The 20,169-nt window shown below is 50.3% G+C and carries 9 protein-coding genes, 3 pseudogenes and 1 other annotated feature; of the genes and pseudogenes, 8 read left to right on the top strand and 4 right to left on the bottom strand.

The window, feature by feature from the left end; translation table 11 throughout:
- Positions 1-506: 506 nt before the first annotated feature.
- From MKY82_RS01305 to metG, 5 genes and pseudogenes are all read left to right on the top strand, one after another.
- Positions 507-1,520 (top strand): annotated as a pseudogene (locus tag MKY82_RS01305) (Ig-like domain-containing protein); the annotation flags it as partial.
- 567 nt (positions 1,521-2,087) lie between these two features.
- Positions 2,088-2,552: pseudogene (locus tag MKY82_RS01310) on the top strand (DUF11 domain-containing protein); the annotation flags it as partial.
- Between the two features lie 708 nt (positions 2,553-3,260).
- Positions 3,261-5,936: pseudogene (locus tag MKY82_RS01315) on the top strand (isopeptide-forming domain-containing fimbrial protein); the annotation flags it as partial.
- A gap of 170 nt (positions 5,937-6,106) precedes the next feature.
- Entirely contained in the window at positions 6,107-7,981 is a 1,875-nt protein-coding gene (locus MKY82_RS01320; protein ID WP_339295293.1) for an isopeptide-forming domain-containing fimbrial protein, read from the top strand.
- A 332-nt stretch (positions 7,982-8,313) separates the two neighbouring features.
- Positions 8,314-8,582, top strand: a binding site (T-box leader).
- Positions 8,583-8,628: 46 nt separating this feature from the next.
- Positions 8,629-10,269, top strand: coding sequence for a methionine--tRNA ligase (gene metG, locus MKY82_RS01325; RefSeq protein WP_339295294.1), 1,641 nt, complete (start codon positions 8,629-8,631; stop codon positions 10,267-10,269).
- A 1,355-nt stretch (positions 10,270-11,624) separates the two neighbouring features.
- Here metG and MKY82_RS01330 read toward each other — a convergent pair.
- Together MKY82_RS01330 and MKY82_RS01335 are read right to left on the bottom strand one after the other, a co-directional pair.
- A complete protein-coding gene (locus MKY82_RS01330) occupies positions 11,625-12,479 on the bottom strand; it encodes an alpha/beta hydrolase (protein ID WP_339295295.1) in 855 nt (284 codons plus the stop codon).
- A gap of 353 nt (positions 12,480-12,832) precedes the next feature.
- A complete protein-coding gene (locus tag MKY82_RS01335; RefSeq protein WP_194540430.1) occupies positions 12,833-13,951 on the bottom strand; it encodes an ATP-binding protein in 1,119 nt (372 codons plus the stop codon).
- Between the two features lie 165 nt (positions 13,952-14,116).
- Here MKY82_RS01335 and MKY82_RS01340 point away from each other — a divergent pair, with 165 nt between their 5' ends.
- Positions 14,117-15,070, top strand: coding sequence for a GNAT family N-acetyltransferase (locus MKY82_RS01340; RefSeq protein WP_339295296.1), 954 nt, complete (start codon positions 14,117-14,119; stop codon positions 15,068-15,070).
- Positions 15,071-15,262: 192 nt separating this feature from the next.
- Here MKY82_RS01340 and MKY82_RS01345 read toward each other — a convergent pair whose 3' ends face one another.
- Complete coding sequence (locus tag MKY82_RS01345) at positions 15,263-16,321, bottom strand: hypothetical protein (protein WP_339295297.1); 1,059 nt, start codon at positions 16,319-16,321, stop codon at positions 15,263-15,265.
- Positions 16,322-16,631: 310 nt separating this feature from the next.
- Positions 16,632-17,396 carry a DeoR/GlpR family DNA-binding transcription regulator gene (locus tag MKY82_RS01350; RefSeq protein WP_220687543.1) on the bottom strand — a complete coding sequence of 255 codons (765 nt, stop codon included), beginning with the start codon at positions 17,394-17,396 and terminating at the stop codon, positions 16,632-16,634.
- A gap of 252 nt (positions 17,397-17,648) precedes the next feature.
- Here MKY82_RS01350 and MKY82_RS01355 point away from each other — a divergent pair, with 252 nt between their 5' ends.
- Together MKY82_RS01355 and MKY82_RS01360 are read left to right on the top strand one after the other, a co-directional pair.
- On the top strand, positions 17,649-18,401 hold the full coding sequence (locus tag MKY82_RS01355) for an ABC transporter ATP-binding protein (protein ID WP_220686943.1): 753 nt from the start codon (positions 17,649-17,651) through the stop codon (positions 18,399-18,401).
- Entirely contained in the window at positions 18,394-20,010 is a 1,617-nt protein-coding gene (locus MKY82_RS01360) for an ABC transporter permease subunit (protein WP_339295298.1), read from the top strand. The genes MKY82_RS01355 and MKY82_RS01360 overlap by 8 nt, the downstream gene beginning before the upstream one ends.
- Positions 20,011-20,169: the final 159 nt, after the last annotated feature.

Genomic DNA, 20,169 nt, shown 5'->3' on the forward strand with positions numbered 1-20,169 from the left:
AGGGCTTACCTTTCATGGTAACTCGCAAGATCAACTGTCAGAGGGAGAGGGGTGATCATCCTTGTACAACTAACGGCTTGAAACGAATCGAGGGCATCGGCTGATGTTTTGGTTCATGGCAATTAACGCGTTACATAATGATGCTAAAGGAGACCTCGTTACATACACAAGCGAAGTGATTCTTAAAGAGATCATGCAGAATTTTTGAAAAAGGTTAGATTGTGTAAGGAACAGGGTATGAACGTCGAGTTGTGCGGCTTTCGGTACAACAAGGTGGGAAGTGAGTTGTCTTTCTCTTAACTTGCAATCAACAACACTCCGCCTTTTACCGCGCACCCGCCATAATGCAGCAGCTTTCACGGTTCGTGAAATGAAAGTGTATGTATGGTTTAATCGACGGATGAATTCATTTGACAGCATCGGAATGGCTCCAAAGCCTTCCCATTGAAGATAGGGAGGAAACAATGAAAAGAAAACCGATAATCAATCGGCGTTTTAAGTATTTGATGGCGGTTTTCATCATTTTGTTCGGTCAGCTTCTACCTCTGTACCCTCAACAGGCTGAGGCGGCTGCGGATAACTGGCTGAATTTTAAATTTGATGAATTCTCCCAAAATACGGTCAATCAATTTACCTTGAATGGTCATGCCACGATCGCTCAAGGGCAAAATATTATACGATTGACACAACCGACTACGTTACAGAGTGGCGCCGCATTTAACAATACGGCGCTGTGTCCCAGAGACAATTATTCATTCAGCACGGCCTTTTCTTTTAAAATGAGTAACCCGAGCGCCCAAGGCGCAAGCGATGGATTGACTTTTACGCTCCAGACTGGCACAACCAGTCAGAATATGAACGGTGGCGGCTTGGGATATTACGGCATTAGTCCGAGTTTTGCCGTTAAATATGACACGTTTAAAAACGATGTTTATAAGGATCCTTCTTCAAACTACGTTGGACTTGCGGTAAATGGAGACGTAGTGAATCAAGCAGGCTGGTATACCGATTTAGACAGCACCAGCTTCAAATTGTCTAACGGAACCCAGTACTATACGTGGATCGATTACAATAGTTCAACTCAGAATGTTCAGGTTCATCTGGGCACTTCGCCGGATCGGGTAAATGCCAGCAAAGTTTTAGATGTCAATAGCATCGATCTTAGTTCGATATTTAACGGACAATCGATTCATGCCGGTTTTACAGGATCAACAGGGTTGCCGAATTACGAGACGCATGATATCCATAACTGGTATTTTGTGAATGCATACGCACCGATTGAAACTCTCAATCCGAATAATACTTACAAAGTGAACGAGGCACCCGTTGTGCCGGGTGATTCAAAAGTCACCGCGGTAAATACGCCGGTCTCGGGACAAGTAATCGGCACGGACCCGGATGGAGATCCATTGACGTACGCAAAAGGCGCGACGGATCCTCGGAACGGAACTGTGACGGTTAATACGGACGGAACTTGGACGTATACGCCAACGCAAGACTTTATCGGTAGCGATAGCTTCACCGTCATCGCCAATGACGGTAAATGCGCCGCTGCCGAAGCTACGATTAACGTTGAAGTATCGGATTCAGTTCCTCCAACGACTCCACAACCGCCTAATGCATGTGGAGTTAAAGTGGCATTGATTAACGGAAGCTTTGAAGAACCGCCTGGACCAGGGTCAATGAATGGTACATTTGGGTACTATGAAGACGAAGTTCCAGGATGGAAAACGACTGATGATACGGGTGGGGTAAAGTGGATTGAAATCTGGGACTACGCTGAAGGATATCCAGATCCTTATGTAAAACAGCAACCTGCCCCCGTTCATGGAAATCGATACGCAGAGTTAAATGCTAGCGGTAATGGCATGTTATATCAAGACGTAGAGACCACGCCTGGACAGACCATCTATTGGAGACTTTCCCATAAGGGGCTGTACGGTGAAGATACAATGCAGCTTCGCATTGGTCCGGCAACAGCCGATCCTTATGATACCTCAGTAATCGATCAGATGACGGATGGTAACACGGCTTGGGGAACTTATACGGGTTCCTATACGGTTCCTGCAGGACAAACGATGACAAGGTTTGGATTTGAAGCCGTTTCGACATCCAATGGATCGATCGGACACGGCAATCATCTGGATGATATCTTCCTGGGAACCGAACCATGTGTTATCGCAGAAAAATCCGTTTCTCCTGCTGGAGACGTTTTTGAAGGCAATGAACTCACCTACGAAGTCACAGTTAAAAATGAAGGTGGAGACGTTGCCGCCAATACTGTCTTTGAAGACGTCATTCCTGCGGGCACGGAATATGTTCCGGGCTCCATGAAAATGGTGAGCGGGACCAATGCCGTTGACCTAACCGATGCAGATGATACAGATGCAGGGCACTTTGACGGCAGCAAGGTGATCATTAGGCTCGGGAATTTGCAGAATACCAATGACTTGCCTGAAGGTATTACGCTTCAATTCAAGGTGAAAGCATTATCCAGCCATATCGGCCAGACGGTCACCAATAAAGCGGCTGTTGATTACAAGAATTTACTCATAGACAAGGATGAAACGACCGAGTCGAATGAGACGACGAGTCAAATTATCGAAAGAGAAGTTGTCAATGCCTGCACTAGACCCGTTGCGCTAATTAACGGCAGTTTCGAGGAACCTGCATATACGCCTGGTGATCCGAAGACCCCTACAGGTCCAGGGTATACATTCCCACAGGATGAGAACGTGCCGGGATGGCATACAACCGACTCAACAGGACGATATGACATTTTTGTTAAGAGCTTGATGGAGGCACCTGGAACTCCTGCTGGAAACAAACATGAGGTAATCCATGGTGAGCAGTTTGCAGAAATTAATAGTTTTGAAAATGCAACGTTATATCAGGATGTTGAGACTACTCCTGGACAAGCCATTTATTGGCGCCTAGCTCATAAAGGTAGATTCGGCGTAGACACCATGGCTGTAAATATTGGTTCAGGCAATACGGCTCCGGGTGATCTTCCGACTGTTCGTACAATGTCAACCGATAAAGACGCATGGAAATATTATTCTGGAACTTATACCGTTCCAGCCGGTCAGACGGTAACACGATTTGGATTCGAAGCCATAGCGTCTGCTAACGGAAATATCACCGGTGGTAACTTCATTGATGATGTTTTCCTTGGAACCGAGCCGTGCGTCATTGCTGAAAAATCCGTTTCCCCTGCAGGACAAGCCTTTGTCGGGGATGAGCTTACTTACGAAGTCAACATCAAAAACGCAGGTGGAGACGTTGCCGCCAATACGGTATTCGAGGATGAAATTCCTGCGGGCACGGAATACGTTCCGGGATCGATGAAAATCGTGAGCGGGACTAATGCTAGTGATTTGACTGATGCAGATGATCAAGATGCAGGCCATTTTGACGGCAGCAAGGTGATCATCCGGCTCGGGGAAGTGCCGAACACGAATGACTTACCTAACGGCATAACGGTTCAATTCAAAGTCAAAGCATTATCCGACCGTGCGGGAGACTCCGTCTCCAATAAAGCGAATGTGGGGTATAAAAACCTACTCACAAATGAAGATAAAACAACCCCGTCCAATGAAGTAACAACATCTGTAGAGTACAGAGAACCAAAATTAGAAGCTAATAAAACAGCGGAACTGTTTGAAAAAGCTACCGGCAACACCGACGCAACGCATCCGGAAGTCGGGGACACGCTGCTCTACACGATTCAAACACGCAACACCGTTACAGGCAGCCTAGTGACCAACCTGACGATCTCGGACGAGATTCCAGCGGGTCTGGAATACGTAACAGGCACGTTGAAAGTCGACGATGTGCTCGTCACCGATGACCAAGATGGCGATAAGGGCCATTTCGTTAACGGTAAAATCTTCGGTCAGTTCGGAGATGTGACCGGTACCGGGTGGCACAAGGTGACGTTCCAGGTCAAAGTGCAGTCGGGGCAAGCCGGCAATGACATCCGCAACGTGGCTGAGGTAGATGGCGACAATGTCACCACACCGAGCACGCCGGAGCAAATTGTCGAGGTTTATCCGCGTGAAACTTCGCTGGAGTCCACGAAAACAGCGGAGCTGTTTGCAAAAGCAGCCGGCAACACCGACGCCGCACATCCGGAAGTCGGAGACACGCTGCAGTACACGATTCAAACGCGCAACAACATCAAAGATAGTCTGGTTAAAAACTTGACGATCTCGGACGAGATTCCAGCGGGTCTGGTATACGTACCAGGTACACTGAAAGTCAAAGACGTGCAAGTCACCGATGACCAAGATGGCGACAAGGGCCATTTCGCAGACGGTAAAATCTTTGCCCAGTTCGGAGATGTTACCGACACCGAATGGTACAAGGTAACGTTCCAAGTCAAAGTATTGCCAGGACAAGCCGGCAAAGTGATCCGCAATGTGGCTGTCGTGGACGGCGACAATGTTAATACGCCGAAAACACCTAGGGAAGAGGTGGAGATTTATCCTCACGCACCTTCTCTGGAATCCACGAAAACCGCGGAAATGCTTGAAAAAGCAGCCGGAAACACCGACGCCGCGAATCCGGAAGTCGGAGATACCCTGCTTTACACGATTCAAACGCACAACACGATCGAAGATAGTCTGGTAACCAACCTGACGATCTCGGACGAAATACCAGCTGGTCTGGAATACGTAGCGGGTACACTGAAGGTCGACGACGCAGCTGTCACCGATGAGCAAGATGGCGATGCGGGTCATTTCGCAGGCGGCAAAGTCTTCGCCAAGTTCGGAGATGTGACCGATACCAAGCCGCGTAAAGTGACGTTCCAGGTGAAAGTATTACCGGGTCAAGCCGGTAAAGACATCCGGAATGTAGCTGCCGTGGATGGCGATAATATCACCACGCCAAGCACGCCGGAGGAAGTCGTCGAGGTTTATCCGCGTGAAACCGCGCTGGAGTCTACGAAGACTGCGGAGCTGTTTGAAAAGGCAACCGGGAATACCGATGCCGCGCATCCGGAAGTCGGGGACACCTTGCTTTACACGATTCAAACGCACAACAAGAACGAAGATAGTCTGGTAACCAACTTGACGATCTCAGACGTGATTCCAGCGGGTCTGGAATACGTAGCGGGTACACTGAAGGTCGACGACGCAGCTGTCACCGATGAGCAAGATGGCGATGCGGGTCATTTCGCGAACGGCAAAGTGTTTGCCAAGTTCGGAGATGTGACCGATACCAAGCCGCGTAAAGTGACGTTCCAGGTGAAAGTATTACCGGGTCAAGCGGGCAAAGACATCCGCAACGTGGCTGAGGTAGATGGTGACAACGTCACCACACCAAGCACGCCGGAGGAAGTCGTCGAGGTTTATCCGCGTGAAACCGCGCTGGAATCCACGAAAACCTCTGAGCTGCTTGAAAAGGCAGCCGGGAACACCGATGCCGCGCATCCGGAAGTCGGGGACACGCTGCTTTACACGATTCAAACCCGCAACACCGCATCCGACAGTTTGGTGACCAACCTGACCATTTCGGACGAGATTCCAGCTGGTCTGGAATACGTAGCGGGTACACTGAAGGTCGACGACGCAGCCGTCACCGATGACCAGGATGGCGATGCGGGTCATTTCGCGAACGGCAAAGTGTTTGCCAAGTTCGGAGATGTGACCGATACCAAGTTGCGTAAAGTGACGTTCCAGGTGAAAGTATTACCGGGACAAGCCGGCAAAGACATCCGGAACGTGGCCGTGGTGGATGGCGATAATATCAACACACCTAGCACGCCGGAGGAAGTCGTCGAGGTTTATCCGCGTGAGACTGCGCTGGAGTCCACGAAAACAGCGGAGCTGTTTGAAAAGGCAGCGGGGAACACCGATGCCGCGCATCCTGAAATCGGGGACACCCTGCTTTCACAATTCAAACGCGTAACACGGCCTCCGATAGTCGGGTAACCAATCTGACGATCACGGACGAAATTCCAGCAGGTCTGGAATACGTAGCAGGTACGCTGAAGGTCAACGACGTACAAGTCACCGATGATCAGGATGGCGACAAAGGCCATTTCGCTAATAGTAAAGTTTTCGCCGGTTTCGGGGATGTTACCGATACTGAATGGCACCAGGTGACGTTCCAAGTCAAAGTATTACCGGGTCAAGCCGGTAAAGACATCCGGAACGTGGCCGTGGTGGATGGCGATAATATCAACACACCTAGCACGCCGGAGGAAGTCGTCGAGGTTTATCCGCGTGAGACTGCGCTGGAGTCCACGAAAACAGCGGAGCTGTTTGAAAAGGCAGCGGGGAACACCGATGCCGCGCATCCTGAAATCGGGGACACCCTGCTTTACACAATTCAAACGCGTAACACGGCCTCCGATAGTCGGGTAACCAATCTGACGATCACGGACGAAATTCCAGCAGGTCTGGAATACGTAGCGGGTACGCTGAAGGTCAATGACGTACAAGTCACCGATGATCAGGATGGCGACAAAGGCCATTTCGCAAACGGAAAAATTTTCGCCGGTTTCGGGGATGTTACCGACACTGAGTTGCGTAAAGTGACGTTCCAGGTGAAAGTATTACCGGGTCAAGCCGGCAAGAATATTATCAATATTGCGGCCATAGAGGGCGACAATGTTGGTACACCGGACAGACCAAGAAATGAAGTCGAAGTTTATCCGCGGAATCCGCAGATTGAAACAGATAAGTCTGTAGCGAATACGAATGTAACCAAGGTCACGTATGAGGTCGGGGACACCATCACGTATACGATTCGTGTGAGAGGTGTTGTCAACGATACGTATCTGGAGAATCTGACGATTACTGATACGCTGCCAGCTGGGCTGGAGTACGTTCCAGGCAGCTTGAAAGTGGATGGTGTCACGGTCACGGATCCGAAAGACGATGACGCTGGTCATTCGGTTACCGGAGACGTATATGGCTCATTTGGCAATGTAAAGGATACCGACTGGCATACGCTGGAGTTCCAGGCCATCATTCTGCCGGGACAAGGCGGGCTGACAATCGAGAACACGGCACGGGTAACCGGCGATAATATCGATCAGCCAGGTGAACCGACGGAAAAAATGGTCGTTGAACCGGAACCGCCAGTAGAACCGCCTGTAGAACCGCCAATCGATCCGCCAACCGATCCACCAGTCAACCCACCGGTAGATCCGGATCCACCGGTTACACCGCCTGTAACGCCGCCTGCTCCAGTGATGGAGTCACGGAAGACGTCGCGGGATCTCAATGGCGGCACTATCGCGGTCGGCGATACGCTGGAGTATACGATCTCTGCCCGCAATACCGTTGCCGGCAGCTATGTATCGAACCTGATGATTGCCGACATCCTGCCGGAAGGGCTGGTATATGTAGCAGGCAGTCTGAAGGTGGACGGCGTTTCCGTCACTGATCTCGCCGATGGCGACAAAGGCCAATACGTGAACGGCAAAGTGAGCGGTAACTTTGGACGGATTACGGATACCGAATGGCATACGATTACGTTCCAGGCAACCGTCAAGGCGGGACAAGCCGGTCATACGATCGAGAACATCGGTGAAGTTACAGGTGATAATGTGACTAGTCCGGAGAAGCCATCCAATGTCATCGAAGTAACGGACAACGGGAACAACAATGACAACAATACGAACCCGGGTGGAACGGGAGATTCCGACAGCGATTCAAATGAGGACCCGAACGGAAACTCGAACGAAGACACGGACGGAGATTCCAACGGGAACCCGGATGAAGACTCGAATGGAGACACCGACGGGGATTCGAATACCGGGGTACAAACACCGGACGATCATGACGATTCAACCTTAGGCGTATCGGATTCGACTCCACGAGATCCGGATCAATCCGGAGATCAGGGAACGAACGAGCCTAACAGAAATAAATTGCCGAATACAGCTACGAATATGTACAGTTTTATGTTAGCCGGAGCGATTATGCTTTTTGCAGGTTTGCTTCTGCTCAGAAGAAAAAAAGTATAGGCTAAAAAAGCCGCCCCCCAAGTGAATTGAACTTGAGGGGTGGTTTTTTTAATGTATAAGTAACCTTTTCGAGGAATAAGGTCTTGTAGGTATAAGGTGGTTTAGTCTCTCAGAGAGGGACACACTTCTTCGACTATCGAGACTTTCTGGACTGCCATATTATGTCCAGTTCGACATGACTCAAAGGAAGATAATACTGCAAAATCATGATCTCCGACACCTCAGCGCAGAGTCGAAGGAAGGGGTTTAAAACTCAGGCGGGCTTTTACTGTACCCACTTGACTTCCAGAGCAGCGTTCGGGTATGATTTCCAGTAACTTGAATAACGTTAGACAAAAGCAATGAAGAGAAAGAGTACCTTGGCGACGTCTTTGAACAGAGAGCCCCGGCTGGTGAAAAGGGGTAAGGAAAGAACCTAGGGAATATGGTCTCTGAGCTGTGCACCGAAACCCTGTAGGGTAGTAGGCTGTGCCGGATCCCGCACCCGTTAACGTGCTAGGGTATACACGCGATACATGGCGTCGTACCCGAAGAGGTGAATGCCGCAAGGCATGAATGAAATTGGGTGGTACCACGTGAGCGGCAAGCTCTCGTCCCTTTTGGGATGAGGGCTTTTTTTGTTGTCTAAATAAAGGAGGAAGATTGACATGGCGAACATTTTTATCGGCGGTGCCTGGCCTTACGCTAACGGGTCCTTACATTTGGGGAGACTTGCAAGCCTCTTGCCCGGCGACGTGTTGGCACGTTATTTCCGCGCGAAAGGTGATCAAGTCCTGTACGTATCCGGTAGTGATTGTCATGGAACGCCTGTGGCGGTTCAAGCCATTCAGGAGGGCGTGGCTCCCGGGGATATTGCGGATCGGTACCATAGGGAGTTTGTGGATTGCTTCGAACGGCTGGGTTTCTCCTACGATTTGTACACGCGAACCGATCAGGCGTTTCATCACGCGGTAGTGCAGGAGTTGTTTCTGAAGCTGCTGGACAACGGACATCTGTACCGTAAAATCGTGCTGCAAACGTATTGCGAAACCGATCGACGGTTTCTGCCGGACCGCTATGTGGAAGGAGACTGCCCTGTATGCGGCAGCAGGGCCCGTGGCGATCAGTGCGACGCCTGCTCCACGATACTTGATCCGTCCGACCTGACGAACAGGACTTGCAAAATTTGCGGAAACCCTCCGGTGGAGCGTCCTACTGAGCATTTTTACGTATCGCTGTCGCATTTTCAGGGGGAGCTGACCAATGACCTGAATAACGCACAAGGCTGGCGGGACAATGCGGTGCAACTGACCCGCAGATATCTGGAGGAAGGCCTTCAGGATCGGGCGGCTACAAGGGATCTGACGTGGGGCGTAGATGTGCCTATTCCGGGATTTGAGGATAAGAAAATCTATGTCTGGATCGAAGCGGTAAGCGGCTATTTATCCGCCAGCAAACAGTGGGCCGCAGAGACGGGCGGTGATTGGGAATCCTTTTGGCTCAAGGGGAGGGATGGGATTACGGCTTACTATGTTCATGGGAAGGATAATATCCCGTTTCATACGCTGATCTGGCCAGCGCTGCTGAAGGGGACCGGTGACCTGCATTTACCGGACCGAATCATATCTTGCGAGTACATGACGCTGGAAGGGAAGAAGTTCTCGACCAGTCGGAATTGGGCGATATGGGTGCCGGATGTGTTAAGCCGTTATCAGCCGGACTCCATTCGTTACTTCCTCATTGCGAACGGACCCGAGAAGCGGGATACCGATTTCTCCTGGAGGGAGTTCATTCACAGTCACAATGGCGAACTGCTTGGCGCATTTGGGAATTTCGTCAACCGTACTTTGGTGTTTGTGAACAAATCGTTTGAGGGGAAAGTGCCCGAGGGCTGCATATCCGAAGAGTGGCAGAGCAGAGTTGAGGCATTGTATCGCGAGGCTGGGGCGCTTATTGAGGGTGGGCGACTGAAGGAAGCGTTGGAACGGATTTTTAGCACAGTGCGCCTGGCGAACAAATATTTTGATGAACGGAAGCCGTGGATTCAGGTCAAGGAGGATCATGAAGCGTGCCGGACAACGCTGTTTATTTGTGTTCAGATCATAGCCAATTTGGCGAATCTGCTGCAGCCGTTCATTCCATTTTCTTGCAATAGGATACGGGACTTTCTCTCGCTGGAGCAAGCGGCGTGGGAGTGGAGCCATGTTCCGGCTGGCAGGCCGATTCATGACGTAGAGCTATTATTCGAGCGGAACGATCCAAGCCGGATTGAGGAGGAGACGCGCAGGCTGGGGGAGCTGTCCCTCTAATGATAGGACTCTACGTTTCTCAAACTCCCAAAAGGCGAGTCGATGGAGTTGGGAGGCGCGAGGAGCTATTGTCGTTATGATGCAAATCGTACGATACCCTGCGAGGTAAAATAGGAGCTGCATCAAGGGATCTAGGGATCTGGAGACAAGGGATCTGGGTATCAAGGTATGGAGAGTTAAGGATAGGATCGAGGCAAGGAATCAAGATACCGGGAGTGAGGATTAAGTAATTAAGGAAGCGAGAATCGAGAGTTGAGGATTGAGAATTGAGGAATCGAGTAATTAAGGTATCGAGAGCTGAGGATTGAGAATTGAGGAATCGAGTAATTAAGGTATCGAGAGCTGAGGATTGAGGAATCAAAGCAACGAGAGCGAGAATCGAGGAATCAAAGTATCAAGGCACCGAGAACGAGAATGGAGGAATCAAAGTATCAAGGCAACGAGAGCGAGAATCGAGAATTAGGGAATTAAGGTATTAAGGTAACGAGAGTCGAATTAAGGCATCGAGGGGCGACGGCTCAAAGACTCAATGCATCTAGGTTTTTTGATGGGTCTGGTTTGTGTTTTAAAGGACAGTCGTTCCGCTATTTCTGTGTTTTTGGCTATTTCGTAGTGGTTTGAGGACATGAGATCCGCTATTCGCAAAATATTCCGGGATTTTTCCGTGAATGTGTTACATTAACGGATCCAGTGTCCGCAAGGTATCAAAAAACGATCGAATATCAGCAAATAGCGGATCCTGTGCCCGGATGATCTCAAAAACGGCTCAATATCCGCCAATAGCGGATTTTGTGCCCGCATGAACACAAAAACAGCCCAAGATATCAGCCAATAGCCTTCCATGTCCGTCTGGACTCAAAAAGGCGCAGTTCTCAGCGAAAAGAGCACCCATCCGCACGCTGCAGTCGAAGCTGTATGAAGCGAGAGTTTCAAAAGATTACCGACTGAAACGCGCAAATAGATGGTGAGGAGCCTCCAGCAAGACGCAAGAGGAGCCCCCAGCAAGATGTAAGAGGAGTCTCCAGCAAGATGTAAGAGGAGCCCCCGGCAAGACACAAGAGGAGTCTCCAGCAAGATGTAAGAGGAGTCTCCAGCAAGATGCAAGAGGGAGCCCCCAGCAAGACACAAGAGGAGTCTCCAGCAAGACGCAAGAGGAGTCTCCAGCAAGACGCAAGAGGAGCCTCCAGCAAGACGCAAGAGGAGCCTCCAGCAAGACGCAAGAGGAGCCTCCAGCAAGACGCAAGAGGAGCCTCTCCAGCAGGACGCAAGAGGAGCCTTCAGCAGGACGCAAGAGGAGCCCCCAGTGCTGAGGGCTCCTCTTCATTACAGTAACGCATACGTCGTATCTTCACGGGTTAGTTGTCCGTTTCATGAATCCAATCGGTCAATATGGCGTTAAACAGATCGGGCTCTTCAAACATCGGATTATGGCCGCTTTTTTCGAAAATGACCTTCTTCACGTTAGCTTGCGAGCCGTTAATCGCATCCCAAAGCGATACGGGGCTAACCAAATAGTCGTACCGTCCAAGTCCAATAAGGACGGGCTTGCCAACCTCTTTCAGGGAATCAATTAGATTGAGCCGCGCGAAGGCTTCTCCCCATAAATGATCGATGACGGGCATGTTGGTGAAGACGCCTTCCCACATCCAGGCCGCGTCATAGGCATAATCATAGAAGCTGTGCGCTCCCATTCGGATGCACATATGAGCAAACCGCCGTTCAGGCTCTCTCTGGATATCACCCTCCAGCAGGGCGATATCCGCTTCAAACTGCCGTTTCCGCTCAGGACACGCCGTCTCATTGAAAAAAGCAATGCTCTGCTGCTGCCGCTCCGGGCTGTTGGTCGGGGCGGTGTTCAGCAGGACTACCTTCCGGACGTGTTCCGGGTATTTTTTGGCATACTCCAGCGCCATGAAGGCGTGCCCCGAATGCCCCAATATAATAAAATCCTCCAGTTCCAGCGTTTGTCTTGCCGCTTCGATATCATCCAGAACCTTATCCAGTGTGTATTCTTCCGGCTCCAGTGTCCGAGGGGGCTTAACAAAGCCTCGATGGTCCAGGAAAATCAGTTGAAATGAAGTGTAGAGTTGTTCCGAAAACAAGCGGGGGTAGTAAATACTGCTTCCCACCACCAAAATGGGCCTGCCATTTCCACGAATGGAAACATTCAATGCAAATCCTTCGCTCATTACCGTACTCTGTATGTTCATGTTTATCGTCCTCGTTTCATTTTTTAAATTAAACGCACCATCCCCTTTCCTGTTCAGATTCCATTACATTCTCCATAGAACGTTCCAACATTCTATCTCACCTCGATTAGCGTTCGTTCAAGCTCAGTATAGCACCAGACATGCGCTCGGTCGACAGCCATTCAAGCATGCCCCGGACCACACATAGCGTCTCTACATCCGGACCGGTATTCGTTCCAGGACCGTTGGTTCAGCCACGGTTTGCATAGGGAGCAGTACCCTCGATGCGGCATCTGCGCGTATCGCTGCTGTAAAAAACGCTGCTGTAAAAAGCATGGTGCAAAGGCTTCGAACTACCTATTCTCCAGCTCCCCTTATTCAGCCGTATTGCGGATCGTCAGGGTGATTCCAGGATAATCCGCGGCAATTGCGCTCTTACGCTCGATGATGCGGTTAATATCAAAGGCAGAGCTGAATAATTCGGGCTCAGGCTTGAATGTCACGCTGGTGCCCGTCTCTTGAGTCATGCCGACAATCAGAAGCCCGGTCTGCGGAATGCCGTGCCTGTACTCCTGCCGGTATATGCTACCGTCACGGCGAATTTCCACGGTCAGATGCTTGGAGAGAGCATTGACTACTGCGATGCTGATGCCCTTCTCCGCGCCGGGGGCCAGAAAGTGTGCGCTGGTGTTCAATCGGTGGACATCGGTTAGTACCGATTGTACGACTGGGATGTTGGAATTCGGAAGGGCCTGCACGGGAATGCCTCTCCCGTTATCGGTAACCGTCACGCTGCCATCCTCATGCAGGTAAATGCCAATCTGATCGCCATACCCACTCGTGTGCTCCAATATGGAATTTTCCACGACGGCCCAGAGCAGCTGATGAATATCGAAGCCGTGCGAAGTCCCAAAATACATCCCTGCATTGTTGCGGGTTTCGGTCATCTCCAGGTAATCGCTTGTATCGAGCAGATCGCCAGCAGCAGAGAGCAGCAGTAGGAACGGCAGGCTCCGATGCTTAGGAAGAGCGTACTTTCCGCCTTGCTCCTGTACAAGGAGATCCGCGCCGAGCAGCGCCTTGAGATGGTGATACAGCTGACCCGTCGTTCCCATATTCAAACGTTCTACCAGCTCGGTGCCGGATAGGGGCTCTGCCATGACGGCCTTTAAAATATCCAGGCGCTGCTTGTTGCCCAGTGCTGCGAGGATTTTGGCGGCCTTCTCGGTGTTCATGTCCAGCAATTGATCCATTCGCCGTTCCTGCGGCTCCCAGCGGATGTTTTGTCCATTCAGGTGCACTTGTCCGGAGTAGAAGACGGAGCCGTCCTCGGAGGCTGCTTTATATATCGTAGGTGTTGGCGAGATTTCTTGGCGGTGTTGGTTTGATGCGGAACCAGGTTTGCGTTCCATAAGGGCTTGATAGACAAGCTGCTGCAGTTCCGTCATTTGATTCTTTAAGACATCCATCTCATAAACCAGATCACGTGTCATGGGGAATCATCAACCTCGCTTTATCATTATTATGTTATTACGTAATTATTATATTACGTAATTAAAACGTTGTAAACCCATAATAAGGAAAACGGTGCATGGTTAAGCGATTTGTTCGTTTATAGTTGTTTTTTATCTATTTTTATCATTCAGGGTCGTCTTACAATGAACGCAAAGGCTGGTGACATTCATTTGGGTGAAAGAATCATTCGGAATTTTAGGCAGGGCGATATGCCTCTGCTGGGGGAGCTGTATCAGGCAGTATCCGCAGCGGATGCGTTGTTTTGGTGGGTAGGTGACCAGGAGAATTGGGGCAATGTGTTCTGTGCTATTGAAGACGGGAAGATGGTGGCCAAGGGACAGGTGGGCATTATTAACGTGATCCCGCCGGGATGTGCGCCTAATTGCAAGCATCACATTTATGTGAATCTCAAGGCTGTACCTCAGCGGGAGCGGGATTATGATCTTCTAGGTGAAATGTATAAGATGCTCTATGAACATGCCCTTGTGTTAAAGAGGACGCTGCCGAAGATGTACGGGACGTATTTGTGCGTGGGCAATTATGTTCATGAGATCGCCAATAATGCTTTTTTTACTGAGGAAATCGGATTTCAGCCGCTGGAGAAGCTGTATACCATGAAGCGGTCACTTGAGGAGCCTTTACAAGCCTTGCCGTTAGATGATCGCTATCGCTATCGACTGTGGAAGATGGTGTCTGCGGAAGAGGAAGAGATGTATCTAAAGCTCGAGGCCGAGGTTTGGCCGGAAGCGCCGCTGGGGCTTGAACGCTTACGGGAATATAAAGAGCATCCCGGCTGGACTGCGATGAATGTCCTGGAAGGGGACATGATTATAGGCAGTACCATGGCATGGCTGGAAGAGGGGAACGTCGGCGTGATTGAAGATGTGTTTGTGAGAGAGCCGTGGAGACAACGGGGAATCGCCAAACATCTGCTCTACCGTGCCATGTCCTATCTTCAGGCTCAGGGATCCACCTCAGTAAAACTTGAAGTGAAGGCAGCCAATGAAACGGCGTTGTTACTCTATCAGTCGGTTGGCTTTGTCAAAGATCAAGAGGAGCACCGATTTTATCTGCCTTTGCAGGAGGAAGGCCGCTAATAGGTCATACGACGGCCATGCGTGCGTCAAGCATGTAGGACGGTCATCCAAGCATGTTGGTTGACAGCCATGTGAAGCATCCCTCCCGTGCACTTATCGTACGCACAGGGTGTCATACGCACGATGGGATATAACAAAAACCACGCACGGATCAATCCTGGCGTGGTTTTTGTTATATGAAATTTAGAAGAGTTATGAGGTCGATTCCCGCTCGCCTGTTACATTCGGATTGGCATCCAAGATGCTTTCCGTGACGCTCCAAAGTTTCGGCAGGAAATGGAGAACCTCGTCTGCCCGCTGCAGCAGGTCATCGGTGGAGGTTATGCCGAGATCCGCAAGGATCGCATCAAAAGCAGGGATATACTGCTCCTGAAACTCAGGAGTCCCGTCGACCTCCAATATGTTGTGGCAGCGAGCGAAGGTAGCCACCATCCAGAAGACGGCTTCCCTATGGCTTCCGTTTAGGATCAGCTCGCGGCTGCCGTCAATGGCAATGGCTCTTGCATCCGGCGTAATGTCACTGCTGAAGAAGAAAGGGGTCTTCGCAATCGCAGACGCGGCATCGAAGGTTCGGGCCAATCCATTGAGATGAATCATGGCTTGTTCGGCTCTCATGTCTTTACAGCCCAAAAGTCGTAACAGCTCCTCATATACCTCCTCTTGGTTATACTCCTTGAGCACATCGCGAACCGCTGCATAGCGGAGCCTGACCGTAGGGTTTCGAAGAGCGGCGACCAGGAGCATATGGGTAGTTACGCCGGTAGGGAACAGCCAGGAGGTAACCTGGCGATGCCAAGGGCCAGAAGGATCTATGGATCGGAGTCCGGTTATGATTCGTTCGCGCACGTTCTCACAGCGGCGGGTAACCCATATCCGGTCGGAAAAACGACGTGAAACCTCCGTCTGCAGCTTGCGCAGCTGCCCAGTCGGATCGGACATCAGGGTGTCTACACGAAAGCTGCCGGCAAGATGATAGGACGTTAATACCTGCTCGGGCGAGGCGAGGTCTCGCCAGGACAGATAGGTGGCTTCGATCAAAGCGTCCTGGTAGATAAATTTTCCCAGCTTAAGAGGGGGCTCCGCATCCTGGGTAACGATAACGATGTCAATATCCGAGGACGGGTCCATCTCCGCCTCATCCGGCTTTCCGACTGTGGAGCCGCTAAAATAGGCACCCATGTATCCAGGCTCCCTGCTGGCATGCTGCAAGACCCAGTCCGTTGCCGCAGCGCGTGCTGATCCAACGTTCATAATCAGTTTCCTCCTCTACCTGCATGGTGTCGCAGAAAATAACAAAAATATCCTGTTTCCCATTCATTAATCATTATATGGACTTCCCTTCTAATGTACAACCGCTTACAAAAGGGGGGCGTCATGCACATAATAAAGAGATGGTGATGCATGGGGGGAAGAAGATAACCCGTATGGATGCAGGATACTGGAAAAGGCTCGGTACATATAAGCTGGCATCGGTCTTCGCCAGTGTGAACTAAAAAACGGACATTCCAATACTCGCTGACGTTCGGCGATCGGTAATGTCCGTTTTTTGGCGTGCTCTATTCTATTCATCCGCAATGACTAGCGTTGTATTGGTTTTTTTGAATTTTGGGATGAAGCTTGCATGGACGTTCGCATCGGTCACGATCGTATCAATCTTGTCGAGCGATGCGATGGAAATGGTGACGTCTTTGCCGAACTTGGTGCTGTCCGCCATGACAACCACCTCTTTGGACAGCTCGATCATTTTTTTGCGCGTAATGGCTTCTTCCAGATTGTAGTCGGAAATGCCTTTTTCGATGGTAATGCCGCTGCAGCAGATAAACGCCTTCAACACATTCAGCTCATGAAAGTTGAAAATGTATTCATACGCGACGACGGATTGTTCCTCCCGCCGGATTTTGCCGCCGATCATAATCAGTTCCACATCGCTGTCCATCAGCTCAATCGCAACCGGTAGCGAATTCGTAACCACCGTCAGCTTCTTCCTATGCTTCACGTATTTGGCCATCTGATACGTAGTCGAGCCGCTGTCGATATAGATGCAATCGCCGTCATGGACGAATTCGCCGCATTTGCGGGCAATCCGGTCCTTCTCTTCCAACTGGCTGACCATGCGCTCGTCCATGGACGATTCGCCGAACCGGGACTCCACGAGCTTAACCCCGCCATATATTTTCTCGATCCGCCCCTGCTTGGTCAAGGTGTTCAAATCCCGGCGCAGCGTATCCACCGAGACGTTCAGCTCTTCCGTTAGCTCCGTGATCTTCAGCACTTTTCGAATCGTAAGCAGCTCAAGTATTTTCTTTTGCCTCTCCAGTGGAAACATTCGCTCACCCATTCAATCCGCATTAGTAGTTGGTGCCTGCATTCATGTCTAGTTTACCGATTCGCTCGGTCATGTTCAATAGAAATACCTATATTATTCGTAAGTTAGGCAACTAATGTGGATGAATATGGTCAATAGTTGGTCTTGATTTATGAATGATATATGCATAATTTACTTACATTTAACAGTTCTCATGATTCATGTTTACATATGGTTTCTATACTGAGGATGTGTTTAAGGGAGGTGAGCCGTTTGCTGAAGCTAGAGCATATTAGCAAACAATTCGACGATAAAGTGGTTTTGGATGACATCAACGTAGAAATCGGTTCGGGCGAGATCGTGTCGCTGCTCGGTCCGAGCGGCAGCGGAAAGACCACATTACTGAATATTATTTTGGGACTCACCCGGATGGATCAGGGAAAAATCGTGTTCCAAGATCAAGATCTGAGCAACGTGCCGATGAAGAAGCGGGGGTTTAATATCGTTTTTCAGGACTATGCCTTATTCCCTAATCTGAATGCCTACGACAATATCGTATACGGCCTGCGCAACAAGAAGGGGAGCGTGAGTCAGCAGGAGGTACAGGAATATATCGAGTTTCTGGAGCTTCAGCCCCACTTGAACAAGCGGATCGGCGAACTGTCAGGAGGGCAGAAGCAGAGAGTGGCCCTGGCCAGAACGCTGGTCACGAAACCGAAGATCCTGCTGCTCGATGAGCCGCTCAGTGCGCTGGACGGCGTGATCAAGGAGTCGATCAAACAGCGGATTCAATCCATAGCTAGAGAATTCAAACTGACCACGATCATTGTAACGCATGACCCGGAGGAGGCGCTGACGCTCTCGGACAAAATCCTGATTATCCATCAGGGACAGATTGCCCAATTCGGCACACCCCAGGAGATTGTCCATCATCCGAACAATGATTTTGTGAAGCAGTTTATTATCAAGCAGCTGCACATCAAAAGGCAGAACATCTACAACCTGTTCGGTGAGCAGTATGCATAACGTGAAACCGGAAATGCGGATTATCTTTACCGTCATCCTGTTATTGTTCGCCGTGTTTCTGTTCTTGCCGCTGCTCATCCTGCTCATCCGTTCCTTCGAATCCGATCAGGGGTTTACCCTCGGGCATTATGTATCCATAGGGTCGAGCAGGGAATTCATCACAGCGATTGGCAACAGTGTGAAGATATCGGGCATCACGGCGGTGATCACAACCGTCCTGGGGTTTATACTCGCGTATTCCATTCATTGCACCAAAATATACCGACCTGTTAAAGGCCTGCTGAAAACGGTCATCATCATCCCCATGCTGCTCCCGACCATTACATATGGGTTCGCCATTATGTATTCGTTCGGTAATCAGGGATTGATCACTCGGCTTGCCGGGCGCAATTTGTTTGAAATCTACGGATGGAACGGACTGCTCATAGGCTACATCATTTACACGCTGCCACCAGTATTCCTGTTGATCCATAACGCGTTTAAGTACATTGATAAAAAGTTCATCATCGTCTCTAAGTTAATGGGTGACGGTACGATGAGAAGTTTCCTGAATACGATTTTGCGCCCCCTCGCCGGAGCGCTTGGCGGAGCCTTTGTGCTTTCTTTTATCCTAAGCTTTACGGATTTTGGCATTCCGGCTTCGGTTGGCGGTACCTATCCGGTCGTGGCAACGCAGCTGTATCAGGTGATGCTGGGCTCCATTCCGGACTTCAACCAAGGCGCTGTCATTGCGGTGATGATGCTGATCCCCGCCGTGTTCGGCATCTGGCTGCTGAACTACCTGGAAAAATGGAATTTTCACTATGACAAGCTGTCGGATATGGAGCTGCCGCGGCAGCGTATTCGGGATATCGCCTTCGCCATAATGTCATCGGTCATCGTGCTTGGCATGCTATCGGTTTTTGCCGTGATGTTCATTGCGCCATGGCTGAGCAGCTACCCCTATGACCTGACGTTTACGCTTAAGCATGTACGGGACGTCTTACAATCGGGTGATTTGACGGGGGTATACCGCAATTCGCTCTGGGTCGCCTTGCTGACAGCGCTGTTTGGCACCTTGATGGCATACGGATCAGCGCTGCTGAATGTGCGTACGCCGTTAAAAGCCCGATCCACGGTGGATATGGTATCGATGATGACGAATACGGTGCCCGGCATGGTGCTGGGGATATCCTACCTGCTCTTCTTTAATGGAAGCAGCCTGAAGGGAACCTTCATCATTATCGTTCTGTGCAATATCATTCATTTCTTTACAACACCGTATCTGATGGCTAAGAACTCCCTGTCCAAGATGAATCCCTCATGGGAAACCACGGGAGAACTGCTGGGGGACAGCTGGTTCAAGACCGTTTATCGGGTGATCCTGCCAAACTCGGCTTCAACCGTCATTGAGATGTTCAGCTACTATTTCATCAACGCTATGGTGACGATCAGCGGCATTATCTTTCTTGTATCCGCTCAGACGTCGCTCGTAGCCAGCAAAATCAAAGAGCTGCAGCATTTCGCCAAATTTAATGAGATCTTCGTGCTGTCAATGCTGATCTTCTTCACGAATCTGATCATCAAGCTGGTGTGCGACGCATTGCAGAGGAGAACGACGCAGCGCTAAAGCCGCCATTACGTTCATGTCCGCTGCGATGCCGGATACGCGGCTGGCAAAAAACATACTCGAACACCGAGCGGAGAGGACGAATCGTATTGGAGAAGCGTATGCGTTCGCCTTTGTCTGGGTTTCTACAGTGGATTCATACCAATCAGAAGAAATCTG

Origin of the sequence: Paenibacillus sp. FSL W7-1279 (assembly GCF_037969845.1) — a bacterium.
GTDB lineage: Bacteria > Bacillota > Bacilli > Paenibacillales > Paenibacillaceae > Paenibacillus_AQ.